The organism is Delftia sp. SD018, from assembly GCF_017355445.1.
GTDB lineage: Bacteria > Pseudomonadota > Gammaproteobacteria > Burkholderiales > Burkholderiaceae_C > Comamonas > Comamonas acidovorans.
Genome location: NZ_JADDRN010000002.1, coordinates 49,421 through 65,896 on the forward strand (window position 1 = coordinate 49,421; position 16,476 = coordinate 65,896).

Consider the following 16,476-nt stretch of genomic DNA (forward strand, 5'->3'; position numbering starts at 1 on the left):
GTTTGGAGCGTTGGCTCTAATCGTAGTTGGTGAAGCGGCTGGGAGGCGTCACGGACTCGCGCAGGTACTGGTAGCGCGGCACATTCTGCTTGAGGCTGCGCTGCGGGTCTGCACCCAGGCTCAGCCGCGAGAAGCCGACGAACTCGATCTGGAACAGCAGCCGGGTGTTGGACTGGGTGATGGAGCTTTGCAGGCGCTCCAGCACCACGCGGCCAATCCAGCAGCAGCCGTCGTACTCCAGCCCGACCACGGTATCGACGAGCTTGCGGTCCTTCAGGCTGTAGTTCAGTCGGCCCACCGTGTACCAGCGCCCGCCGCCCTGGCCACGGCCAGCGCCCAGGTCGCGCCCCTTGTCGCCCCACAGGTCGTTGATGGGCCATTGCCAGCCCACATCGACCAGCTTGCTGGCGTCGGTACGCGCCACGGTGTCGTACTGGGTACGGTAGGCCACGTTCACCGTGCGGTAGGAGCTGGGGCTGTAGCGCGCGCCAAAGGTGGTACGCACCGAGCGGTTGAGGTCGCGGTTGTACTGGGTCGTGCCTTCGGTGGACCAGGCATCGGTCCAGTTGATGGCCGCGCCCAGCAGCACGTCGGACAGGCGGCTGGTGGCCGGCACCTCGCCGGGCAGGATGACCTTCTGGTCGGAGAAACGCACGCGCTGCGCAATGCCGAAGCGCGCCTTTTCCGCACCCGTGGCCCCGTCGATCAGGCGCGTGGTCGCGCCCAGGGTCAGCAGGTGGTTGTCGGCAATGCGGTCCTGGCCGTTGTAGTCGTTCTCGGAGTAGATGCTCGCGAAGTTGAAGTCGTTGCGCGCCGTGTCATACAGCGGCAGAAAGCTCTGATCGCGGTAGGGCGTGTAGGTGTAGAAGGCGCGCGGCTCGAAGGTCTGCAGCAGCTGGCGGCCGAACAGCGTGGTGTCGCGCTCGAACACCAGGCCGCTGTCCACGCTGACCGTGGGCAGCGTGCGCGAGGCATTGCGGCTGCCGTTGCTCATCAGGCTGTCCACCTGGTAGTTGCTGGTGTGCAACTGGATCCTGGGCGTGATGAAGGCGCCCGGCGACAGGAAGGGGCGGCTCACCTGGGCCAGCATGTAGCTGCGCTGGCCGTTGTTGTAGGTCATGCCGGCCAGAGGCTTGTCGATCTCGAAGCGCGTGGTGTCGGCCACAAAGCTGAAGTCCAGGCCGTGCGGCAGGTCCAGCGGCGTGTAGCGCCATTGCAGCTGCGGCTTCATGCCGTAGGGGGGGGCAATGGGCGCCGATGCATCCTGCATGGTCTGCCAGTACAGGGTGCGCAGGGTCAGCACATTGTCGCCACGTGCCCAGGACAGGTTCACATCGTTGGGCAGCAGGCGCTCGCGCAGCGATTTGGCGGCCAGCGGGAAGTCGCGCCAGTAGTTGTCGTCGCTGACGCGGTTGAGGTTCATGTTCAACCCCAGGCCACCGATGGGCGAGTCGATGACGCCCCGGTGCTGCAGCGAGTAGGCCCAGCGGTCCCGGTCACGCTGGCGGTCGCCGGGCATGTAGGCCGCATAGGCCTCGCCCGAATAGGTCGGCTCCAGGTAGCGGAACTGGGCGCCCAGGTTGACGCCGCGCTTGCTCATGACCGAGGGATACAGGGTCATGTCGCGGTTGGGCGCAAGGTTCCAGTAGTAGGGCTGCGTGTATTCGATGCCGCTGAGCTTGTCCAGGCCCATGGTGGGAGGCAGCAGGCCCGACTTGCGCTTGTCCGACAGCGGAAAGCTCATGCGCGGCACGGGCAGCACGGTCACGCCCTTGAACTGCAGGGCCGCGCCCTCGGCCACGCCCACTTCCTCGGCCATATCGATGTGCAGGGTCCGGGCGCGCAGCATCCAGGCCGGCTCCCAGCTGGCCTCGTCATCGCGCTGGCAGGTGGTGTAGGTGGCATCGTGGACCACGGCATGGTCGCGGTCGATGAAGTCCACGCGCGAGGATTTGCCGTAGGCGCCATTGGCCAGGAAGCGATATCCGGCGTTGTCGAAAAAGCCCTTGAAGGCATCGACCTCCAGGTCCAGCTGCGAGCCCTCGTAGACATTGCCGGCCTGGTTGATGTGCACCGCGCCCGAGGCATTGACGCGGTCGTCGGGCACCTGGTACTCGAGCCGGTCGGCGCGGATCATGGTGTCGCCACGGCGCAGTTCGGCATTGCCCTCGACCACCGAGTTGATGTCCGGCTGGCCGCTGAGCGCGTCACCGCGCACATAGACGGGCTGCTGGGAGCGCACCGCCTCGGGATAGGTTTCCTGCATCAGCGTGCTGGGGCGCAGCGGGCGGACTTGCTGCAGCCGGCCTTCGTCGGCTGCAGCGGGCTGGGCCTGGGCCATGGTGGAGCCACCGGCCCATGCGAGAGCCACAAGCCAGGCCAGCGGGCGTACAGCGGGGCGCGCGGGCGCGCGGGCAGCCAGCGGATCGGGGAGCGGCGGTCGGAGGTACACGGTGGTCAACAGCGGCGGGTGGACAAAGGCGCAAGCCTAGCATCACCGCCGGGCATTCGCCGGGGTGGCGGTTTGTAGAATCGCGATTATCCATGAGCCATCCAAACACCCCCACGGCCGGCGTTGTCTGGGCCGACCCCGCCCGCCACGCCGCCTTCGACGCCTGGCTGGCCCCGCTGTCCGCCCGCCACGCGCTGCGCCCCGAAACCCTGCGCCCTGCCTCGGCCGATGCCAGCTTTCGCCGCTATCTGCGCCTGGACACCAGCGCGGGCGCCAGCCTCATCGTCATGGATGCCCCGCCGGACAAGGAAGATTGCGCGCCCTTCGCCAAGGTGCAGGCGCTGATGGCCTCGGCCGGGCTGGCCGTGCCGCAGATCCTGGACTGGGATGCGGCGCACGGCTTCATGCTGCTGTCCGACCTGGGCGGCCACACTGTCATCGAGGCGCTGGACCCGGAAAAGCCCCAGGACGCGGAAGCCTGGTACCGCTCGGCGCTGGAGGTGCTGCTGGCCTGGCAGACCGCCTCGCGCCCGGATGTGCTGCCCGCGTATGACGACGCGCTGCTGCGCCGCGAGCTGCAGCTGTTCCCCGACTGGTACATCGCGCGCCACCGCGAGACCATGCTCGACGACAGGCAGCAGGCCACGCTGACCAAGGCCTTCGACCAGATCGTGGCCCACAACCTGGCGGCACCCAGCGTCTTCGTGCACCGCGACTTCATGACGCGCAATCTCATGCAGCCCGTGACCGCCAGCGGCCCGCTGGGCGTGCTGGACTTCCAGGATGCGGTCTATGGCCCGGTGACCTATGACGTCGCCAGCCTGCTGCGCGATGCCTTCATCAGCTGGGAAGAGGACTTTGTCATCGACATTACCGTGCGTTACTGGGAGAAGGCGCGCAAGTCGGGATTGGTCGGCGCGCGCAGCCAAAGCGGCTGGGGCGACGATTTCGGCGAGTTCTACCGGGGCGTGGAGTGGATGGGCCTGCAGCGCCACCTCAAGGTGGCCGGCATCTTCGCGCGGCTGACGCTGCGCGACGGCAAGCCCCGCTACCTGGCCGACGCGCCGCGCTTCATCCACTACATCCGCTCCACCTGCAGCCGCTACCGCGAGCTGACGCCGCTGCTGCGCCTGGTGGACCAGATCGAAAACATCCAGCCCCAGGTCGGCTGGGCCTACGGGCGCGTCTGAGAACGGATACGCCATGCCACGCTTTCACTGCCCCATTGCGCTGCGCAGCGGCGCCGACATCGACCTGCCGCCCGGCGCGGCACGCCATGTGCAGGTGCTGCGCCTGCAGCCCGGCGACGGCATCACCCTCTTCGAAGGCCGTGCCGGCGAAGGCTTCAGCGGCGGCGAGTTCGAGGCCACCGTGCTGCGCATGGGCCGCAGCGACGTGGCCGTGCGCATAGGCGCGCACCACGCCGTGGAACGCGAGCCCCTGCGCCCCGTGCACCTGCTGGCCGGCATCACGGCCAACGAACGCATGGACTGGCTGGTGGAGAAGGCGGCCGAGCTGGGTGCCGCCAGCATCACCCCGCTGGTGGCCGAGCGCAGCGTGCTCAAGCTCAAGGGCGAGCGCGCCGAGAAAAAACTCGCCCACTGGCAGGCCGTGGCCGTATCGGCCTGCGAGCAGTGCACGCGCAACCGCGTTCCCCCGCTGCACACCCCTGCAGACCTGGAGGACTGGCTGGAGGGCGGTGCGAAACAGCTCCCGCCCGGCACGCTGCGCCTGCTGCTGTCGCTGGGCGAGGGCACGCGGCCGCTGGGTGAGATCCTGGATGCCACGGCCGAGGATGCACCCGTGGTCTTTCTCTCCGGCCCCGAGGGCGGCCTGTCGCCTTCCGAGGAGGCCCTGGCCCGCGCCCAAGGCTTTGTGCCCGTCACGCTGGGGCCACGCGTGCTGCGCGCGGAAACCGCGCCCCTGGCCGCGCTGGCGGCGCTCACGCTGGCCTGAAGCGGCCCAGCCAGTCGCGCAGCCGCGCGAACACGGGCGCGGCGAAGTCATCGCGCTCGTTGAACAGCTCGTGGTAGGCGCCGTCAAAGCACTGCGCCTGTACCACGGCTGGCGGCGCGCGGTCGGCAAAGGCCTGGCTGCCGGCCGGTGCCACCAGCCTGTCGTCCCCCGCCCACATCAGCAGGCTGGGCACGCTCCACTGCCCCGCGCGGGCCAGCACCTGCGGGCCGCCCTGCGCCAGAAACCGCGCCAGCCGCGCGCAGATGCGGTCATGGCACAGCGGATCGGCACGGTAGGCATCGCAGACCGCCGCGTCATGCGAGAGATAGGGAATCTGCAGGCCGTTGGACACGCGCAGGTCGGGCACCAGGCGCGGCAGCGTGCCCACGAGCAGTTTCTGGATGGGCGACAGGCCCACGTCGAAGGCTGGCGAAGACAGCACCAGCGCATCGACAGGCCGGATGGCACGCGCCACGAACAGCGCAGCCACCAGGCCGCCCAGGCTGTGGCCCAGCAGCACCAGCGGCTGGCCAGCGGGCTGCTGGGCACGCGTGGCATCGACCACGGCGGCAAGGTCATCCAGCAGCCGGCCATCGGCCGTCAAGCCGCCGCGCGGCCCTGCCGAGCGCCCATGGCCGTATTGGTCGTAGCCGCGCACCGCATAGCCCCAGGCATTGAGGCGCCGGGCCAGCGCCTCATAGCGGCCGATGTGCTCGCCCAGGCCGTGCACCAGCAGCACGGTGGCGCGCGCCTGGCCCCCGTCCACGGGCCAGTCGCGCAGTGACAGCTCGGCGCCATCGCTGGACGCAAGGCGCGTGACCTGGCCTTGCGAGGCAGGTGCGGGAACGGGTGCGGGGGCCGGCGCTGCCATCACGCCACGCCAGCAGCGCCAGGCTCGGCGGCTGCCTGCGCCCCGGCCATGGCGGCGATCACCTGGGCCACGGCGGCCGTGAGCTTCTTGGCATAGGGCACGTGCAGGAATTCATTGGGACCGTGGGCATTGCTCTTGGGGCCGAGCACGCCGCAGACCATCATCTGGGCCTTGGGAAAGCCCTGGCTGAGCATGTTCATCAGCGGAATCGTGCCGCCCTGGCCGATGTAGCCGCAGGAGGCGCCGAAATGCGCCTGGCTTGCCGCGTTGAGCGCGTCCTCGAACCAGCCGTCCATGGCTGGCGCATTCCAGCCGCTGGCGCCCGACAGGCCCTGCCAGGTCACACGGGCCTGGTAGGGCGCGTTGTCCTCCAGCAGCGCCTTCATTTCCTGCACGCAGGCAGCGGCATCGACCAGGGGCGGCAGGCGCAGGCTGAGCTTGAAGGCGGTATAGGGGCGCAGCACGTTGCCGGCGTCCTGCAGCGCGGGCAGGCCCTCGGCGCCGGTCACGCTCAACGTGGGCTCCCAGGTACGCTTGACCAGGGCCTGGACCGGGTCGGTGGTGGTGGGCAGGGCGAACAGCGTGGAGCCGCCGCAGTCGTAGTGCGCCCAGGGGAAGCGGGCATAGGTTTCCTCGCCCAGGATGGCCGCCGTGTCGCGCATCTGCGCCATGCGCTCGGCCGGCACCTCGCAGTGGAAACTGGTGGGCAGCAGGCGCCCGGTCTTGCTGTCCTCCAGCCGGTCCAGCACCTGGCGCAGGATGCGGAAGGACGACGGCACGACGCCCGAGGCATCGCCCGAATGCACGCCCTCGGTGAGGATTTCCACCTTCAGCGTGCCGCTGGCCATGCCGCGCAGGCTGGTGGTCAGCCACAGCTGGTCGTAGTTGCCGGCGCCACTGTCCAGGCAGATCACCAGGCCCACATCGCCCAGGCGCGGGCGCAGGGCATCGACATAGGGCAGCAGGTCGCGCGAGCCGCTTTCCTCGCAGGTCTCGATCAGGCCCAGGATGCGCGGGTGCGGCACGCCCTGGCGCTTGAGCTCCTGCACGGCCGCGATGCTGGCGTAGACCGCATAGCCGTCGTCGGCGCCGCCACGGCCATAGAGCTTGCCGTTCTCGTACTTGGGCGTCCACGGGCCCAGGTCGCTGCGCCAGCCGTCGAACTCTGGCTGCTTGTCCAGGTGGCCGTACATCAGCACCGTGGGGCTGGAGGCCGCCTTGTCCTGCGTGCCTTCCACCTCGAAGAACAGCACCGGCGTGCGGCCGGGCTGGCGCACGATCTCCAGCGTCAGGCCGGCCACCTTCTGCGCCAGCACCCAGTCGGCCGCATTGCGCAGCACGGTCTCCAGGTGGCCCTGCTGCTCCCAGTCGGGCGCGAACATGGGCGATTTGGCGGGAATGGCGATGTACTCGGTCAGCGCCGGGACGATGCGCTCGTCCCAGGAGCGGCTGATCTGGTCAAGCGCGGCTGCGGGCTGCAGCAGTTGCGAAGGGGTGCGTGCGTTCATGGCGGGTCCTCGTGTCATGGGTCGGCGCACCGTTCGAGCGAAGCCAGCGCCGCGATCCGGTCATTGTGCGCCAAGGCGGCACGGACCCCAGACACCCCGCTGCCAACGACTACGATCGCGCCATGTATATCGGAGAACTCGCCCGACGCGCCGGCTGCTCGCCCAAGGCCGTCCGGCTGTATGAATCACGGGGCCTGCTCGGCGCCGTGGCACGGGCAGGCAGCTACCGCATCTATGGCGAGCAGGACCTGGTGCTTGTGCAGCGCATACGCCAGGCGCTGGGACTGGGCTTTCGGCTGGACGAGCTGCACGGCCTGCACCGCATCCATGAGGCCACAAGCTGGGAAGCCCTGGCCCGGCTGCTGCGTGAGCGCAGCACCCAGGTTCAGGCAGAAATCCGGCGCCTTCAGGCACAGCAGTCCCAGTTGGCGGCGCTGGAGCGCGAACTGCTCGATTGCAGCCTGGAGACGACAGGTACCCAGGGCGCCTGCGAACCCGCATTGGCCTGAGCACGCGGCCTGAGCCCGGGTGCTTGACCCTGCCCCAAGGGGCAAGGCGAACATGGGCGCCATGTCTCCAAGCACCTCCCACCCGCCTGCCGATACGCATCCCCAGCGCATCCTGATCATCCTCGGCCACCCGTCGGCCAGCAGCCTGTGCGCAGGCCTGGCCGACGCCTACGCACAGGGCGCACGCGACAGCGGCGCCGAGGTACGCCTGCTGCGCCTGGGCGAACTGGACTTCGACCCGCTGCTGCATGCCGGCTACCGCCAGGACCAGCCCCTGGAGCCTGACCTGCAGCGGGCCCAGGCCGACATCCTGTGGGCCAGCCACCTGGCATGGGCCTATCCCACCTGGTGGGGCGGCCTGCCGGCCTTGCTCAAGGGCTTCATCGATCGCATCTTTCTGCCGGGCTTCGCGTTCAAGTACCGCAAGGGCTCGGTGCTGTGGGACCGGCTGCTGGCCGGCCGCACGGCCGACCTGCTGGTGAGCATGGATTCACCTCCCTGGTACTACCGCTGGGTGGCGCACATGCCGGGCCACCACCAGATGCGCCGCGCCATCCTGGAATTCAGCGGCATCCGGCCCGTGCGCATACACAGCTTCGGCCCCGTGCTCGGCGCCGAGGCCGCCCGTGTGCAGCAGTGGCTGGAGCAGGCACAGGCAGCAGGCCGGCGCGCGGCGGCGCGCCGTCTCAAGGCTTCGGTTTGAGCAGGTCATCGATGGCCGCGCGCCCCACCGACGGATCGTCGGTGAAGATTCCATCGATGCCCGTGCGCAGGAAATCGTCCATGTCGGCGCGTGCATTGCCGCGCCGGGTGCCGTCCTGTGCGGGCGGCGATTTCAGGCTCAGGGGCAGGAAGGCGTTCTCGGGCCGCAGCGTCCAGGGATGGACCAGCAGCCCCGCACGGTGGGCACCGGCCACCAGCGCCGTGGGCGCGGCATTCGTACCCTGCACCACGGGGATCACCATGCTCTTGCTCGGCCCTATGCCGTTGGCATAGCGCGCAATCTCGGCCAGGCCTGCGGGCGTGACCATGTCGGCATAGCCGGGGCCCGTGCCGCGTGCCACGCTGTCATGGGGCTTGCCCTTGGGCGCCAGCAATTGCACCAGGCGCAGGCTGCTGCGCGCACGGATCCAGCGCAGGTTCTCGACCTCGAAAGACTGCACGAAGACTGGCGCCTGTGCATGGTTCCAGCCGTTGTCCGCAAGCAGCTTCAGCAGCACGGGCTCCAGCGGCAGGCCAATGGACTGGAAGTAGCTCGGGTGCTTGGTCTCGGGATAGATGCCTATGGTGCGGTTCGTGCGCGCGCTCTCCGCCTTGGCCAGGTCGATGACCTCCTGCAGCGTGGGCACCTCGAAACGGTCATTGAACTGCACATTCGCCGGGCGGATCGCCGGGATGCGTTCACGCGCACGCAGCGTCTTCAGCTCGGCCAGCGTGAAATCCTCCACGAACCAGCCCGTGATCGCCTGCCCGTCGATGGTTTTGGTGGTCTTGCGCGCCGCGAACTCGGGGCGGTCGGCCACATTGGTGGTGGCCTCCTTGAGGCTGCCGTCGGCCGCGAGGATGGCGATGGCGTTCTCATGCCGCGCCACCAGCACGCCATCGCGCGTGATGACCAGGTCGGGCTCGATGAAGTCGGCTCCCGCGCGTATGGCCTCCCGGTAGGCCTCCAGCGTGTGCTCTGGCCGCAGTGCCGATGCGCCGCGGTGCGCGATCAGCGCGGGCCGGGGAGGCCAGTCCGCGGCCTGCGATGGGGAATTGGCGGCCTGCGGCGTGGCGCAGCCTGCCAGCAGCAGGCCGGCGGCCGCGCCGGCCAGGGCCAGCGCGCGGCGGCGTGGGAAGCGGTTCATGTCTGCCTTTCGGGTTCGCAATCCGTCGATTGTGCGCGCCACCCATGACACGGGCATGGACCGGACCGCCGCTCAGGCGTGCTCGAAATGGAAGACGGCCGTGCCCGCCATGAGATTGGGCAGGGTGCGCACGCTGCGGCCATCCTGCAGGCCGAAGGAGTCCAGGATGCGCAGCCGGTTGCGGGTGGCAAGCACCTCGAAGTCCTTGTAGGTGCCCACGCGGATATTGGGCGTGTCATACCACTGGTAGGGCAGGCGCCGCGTCACCGGCATGCGCCCGCGCAGCACGGACAGGCGGTTGGGCCAGTGCGCGAAGTTGGGGAAGGCGACGATGCCCGCGCGCCCGATGCGCGCCGTCTCCTGCAGCATGGTCTCGGCATTGCGCAGATGCTGCAGCGTGTCGATCTGCAGCACCACGTCGAAGCTGTTGTCCTGGAAGATGGCCAGGCCGTCCTCCAGGTTCAGCTGCAGCACGTTCACGCCCCGGCGCACGCAGGCCAGCACATTGGCGTCGTCCAGCTCCACGCCGTAGCCGGTGCAGCCGCGCTCGCGCTGCAGGTGCGACAGCAGGGCGCCATCGCCGCAGCCCAGGTCGAGGACGCGCGAGCCCTTGGGGATCAGGCGCGCAATCGCCTGCATGGTGTTCAGCTCGGTCATGCGGCCTCCTTGGCGGCTGTCGGGGTTTCCTGGGCGATGTTGTCAAAGTAGGAGCGCATCACCTTCATGTAGCGGGGGTCGTCGAGCAGGAAGGCGTCATGGCCGTGGGGCGCGTCGATCTCGGCGTAGCTGACGTCGCGGTTGTTCTCCAGCAGCGACTTGACCAGCTCGCGGCTGCGCGCGGGGGCAAAGCGCCAGTCGGTGGTGAAGCTCACCAGCAGGAAGCCGGCCTTGGCCACGGACAGCGCCCGGGTCAGGTCGCCGCCATGCGCGCGCGCCGGGTCGAAATAATCGAGCGCACGCGTGATCAGCAGGTAGGTGTTGGCGTCGAAGTAGCTGCTGAACTTCTCGCCCTGGTAGCGCAGGTAGCTCTCGATCTGGAACTCCACGTCCTGCGTGCTGTACTTCAGGTCCAGCCCCTCCCTCAGCTGGCGGCCGAACTTCTGGTTCATCACATCGTCGCTGAGGTAGGTGATGTGGCCGATCATGCGGGCGATGCGCAGGCCCCGCGCCGGCACCACGCCGTGCTCGTAGAAATGCCCACCGTGGAAATCCGGGTCGGTGACGATGGCGCGCCGCGCCACCTCGTTGAAGGCGATGTTCTCGGCATTGAGGTTGGGCGCGCTGGCCACGACCACGGCGTGGCGCATGCGGTCAGGATGGCGCAGCGACCACGACAGCGCCTGCATGCCGCCCAGGCTGCCGCCCAGCACGGCGGCCAGCTGGTCAATGCCAAGCCGGTCCAGCAGCCGGGCCTGGGCGTCCACCCAGTCCTCCACCGTGACCACGGGGAAGTCGGCGCCATAGATCTTGCCGGTGTCGGGATGCGCGTGCATGGGGCCGGTCGAGCCAAAGCACGAGCCCAGGTTGTTCACGCCGATCACGAAGAACCGGTTCGTATCCACGGGCTTGCCCGGGCCGATCATGTTGTCCCACCAGCCCTCGCTCTTGGCCTGGCCCTCGTAGACGCCTGCCACATGGTGGGAGGCATTGAGCGCATGGCACACCAGCACCGCGTTGCTGCGATCGGCATTGAGCTGCCCGTAGGTCTCGTAGGCGAGGTCGTAGTCCCGGATCGAGCCGCCGCCCTGCAGCGGCAGGGGCTCGTCGAAGTGCATGGTTTGTGGTGTGGCGATGAAGGACATGAAAAAACCCGGCATCGCTAAAAACGAGGCCGGGTTCTCTGGTGTCGTCTTTAGCAGGATTTATAAAGCGCCCGCAAGCAGAAGCAAATCGGCGCATGAAGGCTCATTATGCCAAAACGCCCGTCCCCGGAAGGAACAGGGCCAGCACGCCCAGCACCAGGAAGATCACGGCCGAGACCACATGCACCAGGCGTATGGGCACGCGCTTGACCAGCTTGTCGCCCAGCCACACCACAGGCGCGTTGGCCAGCATCATGCCCAGCGTGGTGCCGGCCACCACCCACAGGTAGGCGTTGTACTTGGCCGCCAGCATCACGGTGGCAATCTGCGTCTTGTCGCCCATCTCGGCCAGGAAGAAAGCCACCAGCGTGGTGCCGAAGACGCCCCAGCGCGAATGCCCGGAGACCTCGTCCTCGTCGAGCTTGTCGGGGATCAGCATCCAGATCGCCATGGCGATGAAGGACAGGCCCAGGATCCAGCGCATGGCGTTCTCGCCCAGGTAGCTGGTGATCCAGGCACCCACGGCACCGGCCAGCGCATGGTTGACCAGCGTGGCCACGAAAATGCCCGCAACGATGGGCCAGGGTTTGCGAAAACGCGCGGCGAGCACCAGCGACAGCAGCTGGGTCTTGTCCCCCATCTCGGCAAGTGCGACGACGGAGGTTGAAATCAGGAAGGCTTCCATGGTGTGGGGATTTATCCGGCCGGATAGAGCACGCATTGACCACGCGCCGACTCCGGCCTTTGGATCGGTGCGCGGTCAATGGTCTCGATCGGTCACACGCAGCATTGCACTGCGCGCCGCATACGCCATAGGCCAGCGAAGGCCCAAGTTTGTTGACGCATGCATCCGGCCACTGAGCCGAACGATCTACTCCCCAAAGACTGAGGCGGCGATCATAGCAGCCCCCCGTTCCGCATGCCGACCACCACTGCCGCCACGGCACTTGCTTATGCGCTGCCGCAATTTCAGGGTTACTCCCAGGGGCATTCTGTGGCGGGCACGACGAATTTTTGCGAAACAGTAATAACGTGCGAAAACTTCTGCCACATAATGGGCAGGCTTTCGTTCGGGCTTCGGCTCAATGAGGGCGAGTGCGTTTGCGTCTCTAACGTTGTCATCCCGTGTTGACTCCCTAGGGCTCCATCGCGTTTTCCAGTTTTTTCAGGAGTCCTCCATGGGCAACAAGCTTTACGTCGGCAACCTGCCGTACACCTTCCGTGACAGCGATCTGGAGCAAGCCTTCAGCGAATTCGGCGCCGTCAACAGCGCCAAAGTGATGATGGAGCGCGACACCGGCCGTTCCAAGGGTTTCGGCTTCGTCGAAATGGGCAGCGATGCCGAAGCACAAGCTGCTATCCAAGGCCTGCACGGCCAAAACCGCGGCGGCCGTGACCTGGTGGTCAACGAAGCCCGTCCGATGGAGCCCCGCGCTCCCCGTAGCGGCGGCTTCGGCGGCGGCTTTGGTGGTGGCGGCGGTGGCGGCGGCTTCGGCGGCGGCAACCGTGACGGCGGCTACGGCGGTGGCGGCGGCCGTCGCAACAGCTACTAAGCACTCGCTTAGAGCTTGCGATAGCAAAAAAATGGGGCCTTCGGGCCCCTTTTTTGTTGCCAAACGTTATCAGCTTGTGTTTTCGAGCATTTATCTTTTTGATTTTTGTGCTTCATAATTTGGTTTCGGGCAGACCCGTTCGAACGCTATGTGTTTAGGAAGGTTGGACAGGCTCTTGTATACAAAGAACCTGATGTCTGTGCGTCCTGAAGCCGAGCGCAAACCAGTGAGCATTGAGGAGTTGAGGAGTTTTTGATGGGCAATAAGCTTTACGTCGGCAACCTTCCCTATGGTGTGCGTGACAACGACTTGGAGCAGGCATTCAGCCAGTTCGGCGCTGTCACCAGCGCCCGGGTCATGATGGAACGCGACACAGGCCGCTCCAAGGGATTCGGGTTTGTCGAAATGGGCAGCGATGCCGAGGCACAGGCAGCCGTTCAAGGCATGAATGGCCAGCCATTGGGCGGACGCAGCCTCGTGGTGAACGAAGCGCGCCCCATGGAGCCCCGTCCCCCGCGCTCGGGCGGCTTTGGTGGCGGCGGCGGTGGTGGCGGCTATGGCCGTGGTGATGGCGGCGGCGGTGGCTACGGTGGCGGTGGCCGCGGTGATGGCGGAGGCTACGGACGCAGCGATGGCGGCGGCGGTGGTGGCTATGGCCGTGGTGACGGCGGTGGTGGCGGCGGCTACGGCGGCCGTGGCGATGGTGGTTTCCGCAGCCCCTATGGCTCCGGCCCCCGCAATGGCGGCCGTGGCGGCGGCTGGGGAAACAACAATAACAACGGAGAATGAGACCCCGGTCTCCATGTTCTCCCAAACAAGAAAAGGCTCCTTCAGGGAGCCTTTTTTGCGGGTGCAAGTTTATGCATGAACATATTCCCTGAGCACGACGAACTTCAGGGATTTTTCGAATGACGATGTTTGCGCTTTCGTCCTACAAGCAGCCGATCAAACAAGGGGTTTGGCAGAATTTTCATCAAACGGCCAACCCACGCCATTTGCCAGGGGATGATGGCCAGGCTGCGCCCGGCATCAATGGAACGCCAGGCCCTTGCAGCAAACTCATGGGGCTGCAATAGGAATGGCATGCCATAGCGGTTACCGCGTGTGAGGGGTGTATCTACATAACCAGGAAGCAATGTAGTGACTTTTACGCCACTACTGCGCAATTCACCGCGAAGGCTTTCGCAATAGGCAATGACTGCAGCCTTGCTGGCGCAATAAGCACCATGTCCCGGCAGGCCGCGCAGCCCGGCCACGCTGGCGATACCGACCAACTGCCCGCTGCCACGCCGCACCATGGGCGCGATAAAGGGATGGAAACTGGCCGCCACGCCCATGGTGTTGACGGCCAGCACCTGCTGCATGGTGTCGATATCCTCGCGCATCGAGGTGTCCACACCCCAGCTGACGCCGGCATTGGCAATCACGACATCGGGCAGGCCCTGCTGCTGCTCACAGCGCCGGGCGGCAGCGATGATGCTGTCGGGCACGGCCACATCGGCCTCGTAGATGGCGAAGCGCGACGCCTCCAGGCCCTGCTGCGCAGCCCATTGCGCCATCACGTCGCCACGCCGCGCAACCAGTGCCAGCGACCAGCCTTGCTGGTAGGCATGCCAGGCCAGGGCCTGGCCTATGCCGCTGGATGCGCCGGTGATGAAGGCCAGGGGTGCCGGGCTGCGCGAGGATGTCGTCATGGCTTGTTCTCCATCGGCAGGCCTGCGCTTGCGCTGGCGCCCTACTTGGTCCTGGACGGCTGCAGGGTGCCGCGCACGCGGCCCTGCAGCTTCATCACCAGATCCAGGTTGCTGTACTGCATGCTGTCGGCCGTGAAACGGTCCTTGTCACGGGTCAGCACCACGGGCTGGTTGGAACTCACGCGCTCCTCGTTGGGCCAGGCGTGCAGGAATTCGCCCTGGAATTGCAACTGCGGCTGCGGTTGTTTACCTGCTGTCACAAATGGCTCGCGCGTGACGACGGCATTGCCAAACATCTGCACCTCGGAACCATCGGCATTGCTCAGCGCCCGCTTGGCGCTGCCGCGCGTGATGCGGCCTTCAGGCGAGACCGCGAACATGCGCACGTTGTCGATTTCGAGGGTGTCGGTATCCGGATAGTGGCGGCCCATGCTGCCCTCGATCTGGCTCTTGAGCCGCCCCGTGGCGTCGAAGCTCTTGATCGAGAAATCCTTCATGAAGTAGTCGGGCTCATGCGCCACGGCCTTTTCGGTGCCGCTGGCCACGGGCTGCGGTGCATTGCGCACCAGCCACCAGGTGCCCAGCGCCAGCAGGCCCATCAGCAGCACGGGCAGGTACAGGGAAAGCCGGTCACCGACGCGGCGCCAAGCCTGGATCATGATGCGTATTCCGCCAGCAGCCCGGCATAGGCGCCACGCGCGGCCAGCAGCAGGTCGCACAGCTGGCGCACCGCCCCTTCGCCACCGCTGCGCGGCGTGATCCAGTCGGCCACGGCCAGCACCTCATCATGGGCGTTGGCCGGCGCGCAGGCAAAGGCGGAGCGCCGCATCACGGGCAGGTCCGGCCAGTCGTCGCCCATGGCTGCCGCCTGGTGCCACTGCAGGCCCAGCTCGCCCAGAATGGCCTCGGCGGCAGGCACCTTGTCTTCCGTGCCAAAGCGCGCATGCGTGACGCCCAGGTTGCCCAGCCGCAGGCGCAGGGCCGGCGAATCGCGGCCCGTCACCACGGCGGGCGTGATGCCGGCCTTTTGCAGCAGTTTCAGGCCATGGCCGTCCAGCGTGTTGAAGCGCTTGAGCACCTCGCCTTCGCCAGAGAACAGCAGGCCGCCATCGGTGAGCACGCCATCGACATCGAAGAAGGCCACCCGCACATCCTGTGCCAGCAGCAGCAGTTGTGCGTCCCAGTTCTGCACGGGCGTCAAAGGAGCGCGTGCCATCAGATCACCTTGGCGCGCATCAGGTCGCGGATATGGACCACGCCGCGCAGCTGGCGCTGCGCATCGGCCACCAGCACCGCGGTGATGCCGTGCTCCTCCATCATGCTGGCGGCGTCCACGGCCAGCGCGTCTTCGGCGATGGTGCGGGGCCCCTTGTGCATGACATCGCCGGCCTGCAGCGCGCGCAGGTCGGTGCCGGCCTCCACGCGGCGGCGCAGGTCTCCGTCGGTGAAGATGCCCTGCAGCACGCCTGCCGCATCGACGATGGCCGAACAGCCCAGGCCCTTGGCGCTCATCTCGCGCATCAGTTCGACAAAGCTGGCATCGGCCCCGACTTTCGGCAGCTCATTGCCGCTGCGCATGACATCACGCACATGGGTCAGCAGCTTGCGGCCCAGCGCACCGCCCGGATGGGAGCGCGCAAAGTCCTCGGCGCCAAAGCCGCGCGCATCGAGCAGGGCCACGGCCAGGGCGTCGCCCATGGCCATCTGCGCCGTGGTGCTGGCCGTGGGCGCCAGGTTCAGGGGGCAGGCCTCGCGCTCGACACGGGTGTCCAGCACCCAGTCGGCATGGCGGGCCAGCGTGGATTGCGCGCCGCCGGTCATGGCCACCAGCGCAATGCCCTGGCGCTTGATGGCCGGCAGCAGCGCAGCGAGCTCATCGGCCTCGCCGCTGTTGGACAGCGCCAGCACCAGGTCGATGCCGGTCACCATGCCCAGATCGCCATGGCTGGCCTCGGCCGGATGCACGAAGAACGCAGGCGTGCCCGTCGAAGCCAGGGTGGCGGCCACCTTGCGCCCGACATGGCCGCTCTTGCCCATGCCCATCACGACGACGCGGCCGGACAGCCGCAGGATGCGCTGCACCACTTCGCCGAACACGCCATCAAGGCGCTGCGACATGGCTTGAAGGGCATCGGCCTCGATGCCCAGGGTGTCGCGGGCCAGGCGCAGGGCACGGGGCGTGTCCAGCGCATCCAGGGTGGCAGCATCAGAATTCATCTGGATGATTTTAGGCGGTCTGGCCATCCGGCGGCGGCGGTCGCCATCGGGCGCCTGGGTACAC

At 67.3% G+C, this 16,476-nt stretch carries 17 protein-coding genes; 6 read left to right on the forward strand and 11 right to left on the reverse strand.

The genetic code is table 11. The features are described from left to right. Positions 1-16: 16 nt before the first annotated feature. The gene (locus INR38_RS03260; RefSeq protein ID WP_224986425.1) at positions 17-2,341 is read right to left on the reverse strand and encodes an LPS-assembly protein LptD; all 2,325 of its coding nucleotides are present in this window, start codon (positions 2,339-2,341) and stop codon (positions 17-19) included. 203 nt (positions 2,342-2,544) lie between these two features. Between INR38_RS03260 and INR38_RS03265 the strand changes: the two genes are divergently transcribed. After that, the gene (locus INR38_RS03265) at positions 2,545-3,642 is read left to right on the forward strand and encodes a phosphotransferase (RefSeq protein WP_207442564.1); all 1,098 of its coding nucleotides are present in this window, start codon (positions 2,545-2,547) and stop codon (positions 3,640-3,642) included. A 13-nt stretch (positions 3,643-3,655) separates the two neighbouring features. Next, positions 3,656-4,408: a 16S rRNA (uracil(1498)-N(3))-methyltransferase gene (locus INR38_RS03270; protein WP_043820677.1), complete on the forward strand. Its 753-nt coding sequence runs from the start codon at positions 3,656-3,658 to the stop codon at positions 4,406-4,408. Here the strand turns inward: INR38_RS03270 and INR38_RS03275 are convergent. After that, a complete protein-coding gene (locus INR38_RS03275; protein ID WP_207442565.1) occupies positions 4,395-5,279 on the reverse strand; it encodes an alpha/beta hydrolase in 885 nt (294 codons plus the stop codon). The two genes, INR38_RS03270 and INR38_RS03275, sit on opposite strands and share 14 nt — an antisense overlap. Next, the gene (locus INR38_RS03280; RefSeq protein WP_207442566.1) at positions 5,279-6,787 is read right to left on the reverse strand and encodes a M20 family metallopeptidase; all 1,509 of its coding nucleotides are present in this window, start codon (positions 6,785-6,787) and stop codon (positions 5,279-5,281) included. The genes INR38_RS03275 and INR38_RS03280 overlap by 1 nt, the downstream gene beginning before the upstream one ends. Before the next feature lie 122 nt (positions 6,788-6,909). Between INR38_RS03280 and INR38_RS03285 the strand changes: the two genes are divergently transcribed. Next, positions 6,910-7,296, forward strand: coding sequence for a MerR family transcriptional regulator (locus tag INR38_RS03285; RefSeq protein WP_207442567.1), 387 nt, complete (start codon positions 6,910-6,912; stop codon positions 7,294-7,296). Positions 7,297-7,348: 52 nt separating this feature from the next. Continuing rightward, entirely contained in the window at positions 7,349-7,999 is a 651-nt protein-coding gene (locus tag INR38_RS03290; RefSeq protein WP_207442568.1) for an NAD(P)H-dependent oxidoreductase, read from the forward strand. Here the strand turns inward: INR38_RS03290 and INR38_RS03295 are convergent. The 4 genes from INR38_RS03295 to INR38_RS03310 form a co-directional block, all read right to left on the reverse strand. Beyond that, positions 7,983-9,146, reverse strand: coding sequence for a glycerophosphodiester phosphodiesterase (locus INR38_RS03295; RefSeq protein WP_207442569.1), 1,164 nt, complete (start codon positions 9,144-9,146; stop codon positions 7,983-7,985). The genes INR38_RS03290 and INR38_RS03295 overlap by 17 nt on opposite strands. Before the next feature lie 72 nt (positions 9,147-9,218). Next, a complete protein-coding gene (metW, locus tag INR38_RS03300; RefSeq protein WP_012207840.1) occupies positions 9,219-9,803 on the reverse strand; it encodes a methionine biosynthesis protein MetW in 585 nt (194 codons plus the stop codon). Further along, positions 9,800-10,948, reverse strand: coding sequence for a homoserine O-acetyltransferase (locus tag INR38_RS03305; RefSeq protein ID WP_096916819.1), 1,149 nt, complete (start codon positions 10,946-10,948; stop codon positions 9,800-9,802). The genes metW and INR38_RS03305 overlap by 4 nt, the downstream gene beginning before the upstream one ends. Positions 10,949-11,054: 106 nt before the next feature. Beyond that, on the reverse strand, positions 11,055-11,633 hold the full coding sequence (locus INR38_RS03310; protein WP_034397481.1) for a TMEM165/GDT1 family protein: 579 nt from the start codon (positions 11,631-11,633) through the stop codon (positions 11,055-11,057). 493 nt (positions 11,634-12,126) lie between these two features. Here INR38_RS03310 and INR38_RS03315 point away from each other — a divergent pair, with 493 nt between their 5' ends. Together INR38_RS03315 and INR38_RS03320 are read left to right on the forward strand one after the other, a co-directional pair. Further along, entirely contained in the window at positions 12,127-12,501 is a 375-nt protein-coding gene (locus INR38_RS03315; protein ID WP_012207843.1) for an RNA-binding protein, read from the forward strand. A gap of 255 nt (positions 12,502-12,756) precedes the next feature. Beyond that, entirely contained in the window at positions 12,757-13,290 is a 534-nt protein-coding gene (locus tag INR38_RS03320; protein ID WP_071953977.1) for an RNA-binding protein, read from the forward strand. A gap of 104 nt (positions 13,291-13,394) precedes the next feature. Here the strand turns inward: INR38_RS03320 and INR38_RS03325 are convergent, their stop codons facing one another. The 4 genes from INR38_RS03325 to INR38_RS03340 are packed head-to-tail and all read right to left on the reverse strand — an operon-like array spanning position 13,395 to position 16,412. Continuing rightward, positions 13,395-14,195, reverse strand: coding sequence for an SDR family oxidoreductase (locus INR38_RS03325; protein ID WP_013804805.1), 801 nt, complete (start codon positions 14,193-14,195; stop codon positions 13,395-13,397). A 41-nt stretch (positions 14,196-14,236) separates the two neighbouring features. After that, entirely contained in the window at positions 14,237-14,854 is a 618-nt protein-coding gene (gene lptC / locus INR38_RS03330) for an LPS export ABC transporter periplasmic protein LptC (RefSeq protein WP_013804806.1), read from the reverse strand. Then, the gene (locus INR38_RS03335; RefSeq protein WP_065344996.1) at positions 14,851-15,411 is read right to left on the reverse strand and encodes an HAD hydrolase family protein; all 561 of its coding nucleotides are present in this window, start codon (positions 15,409-15,411) and stop codon (positions 14,851-14,853) included. The genes lptC and INR38_RS03335 overlap by 4 nt, the downstream gene beginning before the upstream one ends. After that, entirely contained in the window at positions 15,411-16,412 is a 1,002-nt protein-coding gene (locus tag INR38_RS03340) for a KpsF/GutQ family sugar-phosphate isomerase (RefSeq protein ID WP_013804807.1), read from the reverse strand. Before INR38_RS03340 ends, INR38_RS03335 begins: the two co-directional genes overlap by 1 nt. Between the last annotated feature and the right edge of the window lie 64 nt (positions 16,413-16,476).

Bases quoted from the DNA above. Each gene is read 5' to 3' on its own strand.
- lptC (WP_013804806.1), bottom strand. From the start codon at position 14,854: ATGATCCAGGCTTGGCGCCGCGTCGGTGACCGGCTTTCCCTGTACCTG.
- INR38_RS03310 (WP_034397481.1), bottom strand. From the start codon at position 11,633: ATGGAAGCCTTCCTGATTTCAACCTCCGTCGTCGCACTTGCCGAGATG.
- INR38_RS03280 (WP_207442566.1), bottom strand. From the start codon at position 6,787: ATGAACGCACGCACCCCTTCGCAACTGCTGCAGCCCGCAGCCGCGCTT.
- INR38_RS03315 (WP_012207843.1), top strand. From the start codon at position 12,127: ATGGGCAACAAGCTTTACGTCGGCAACCTGCCGTACACCTTCCGTGAC.
- INR38_RS03295 (WP_207442569.1), bottom strand. From the start codon at position 9,146: ATGAACCGCTTCCCACGCCGCCGCGCGCTGGCCCTGGCCGGCGCGGCC.
- INR38_RS03340 (WP_013804807.1), bottom strand. From the start codon at position 16,412: ATGAATTCTGATGCTGCCACCCTGGATGCGCTGGACACGCCCCGTGCC.
- INR38_RS03285 (WP_207442567.1), top strand. From the start codon at position 6,910: ATGTATATCGGAGAACTCGCCCGACGCGCCGGCTGCTCGCCCAAGGCC.
- INR38_RS03275 (WP_207442565.1), bottom strand. From the start codon at position 5,279: ATGGCAGCGCCGGCCCCCGCACCCGTTCCCGCACCTGCCTCGCAAGGC.
- INR38_RS03335 (WP_065344996.1), bottom strand. From the start codon at position 15,411: ATGGCACGCGCTCCTTTGACGCCCGTGCAGAACTGGGACGCACAACTG.
- INR38_RS03320 (WP_071953977.1), top strand. From the start codon at position 12,757: ATGGGCAATAAGCTTTACGTCGGCAACCTTCCCTATGGTGTGCGTGAC.
- INR38_RS03305 (WP_096916819.1), bottom strand. From the start codon at position 10,948: ATGTCCTTCATCGCCACACCACAAACCATGCACTTCGACGAGCCCCTG.
- INR38_RS03290 (WP_207442568.1), top strand. From the start codon at position 7,349: ATGGGCGCCATGTCTCCAAGCACCTCCCACCCGCCTGCCGATACGCAT.
- INR38_RS03325 (WP_013804805.1), bottom strand. From the start codon at position 14,195: ATGACGACATCCTCGCGCAGCCCGGCACCCCTGGCCTTCATCACCGGC.
- INR38_RS03260 (WP_224986425.1), bottom strand. From the start codon at position 2,341: ATGGCCCAGGCCCAGCCCGCTGCAGCCGACGAAGGCCGGCTGCAGCAA.
- INR38_RS03265 (WP_207442564.1), top strand. From the start codon at position 2,545: ATGAGCCATCCAAACACCCCCACGGCCGGCGTTGTCTGGGCCGACCCC.
- INR38_RS03270 (WP_043820677.1), top strand. From the start codon at position 3,656: ATGCCACGCTTTCACTGCCCCATTGCGCTGCGCAGCGGCGCCGACATC.
- metW (WP_012207840.1), bottom strand. From the start codon at position 9,803: ATGACCGAGCTGAACACCATGCAGGCGATTGCGCGCCTGATCCCCAAG.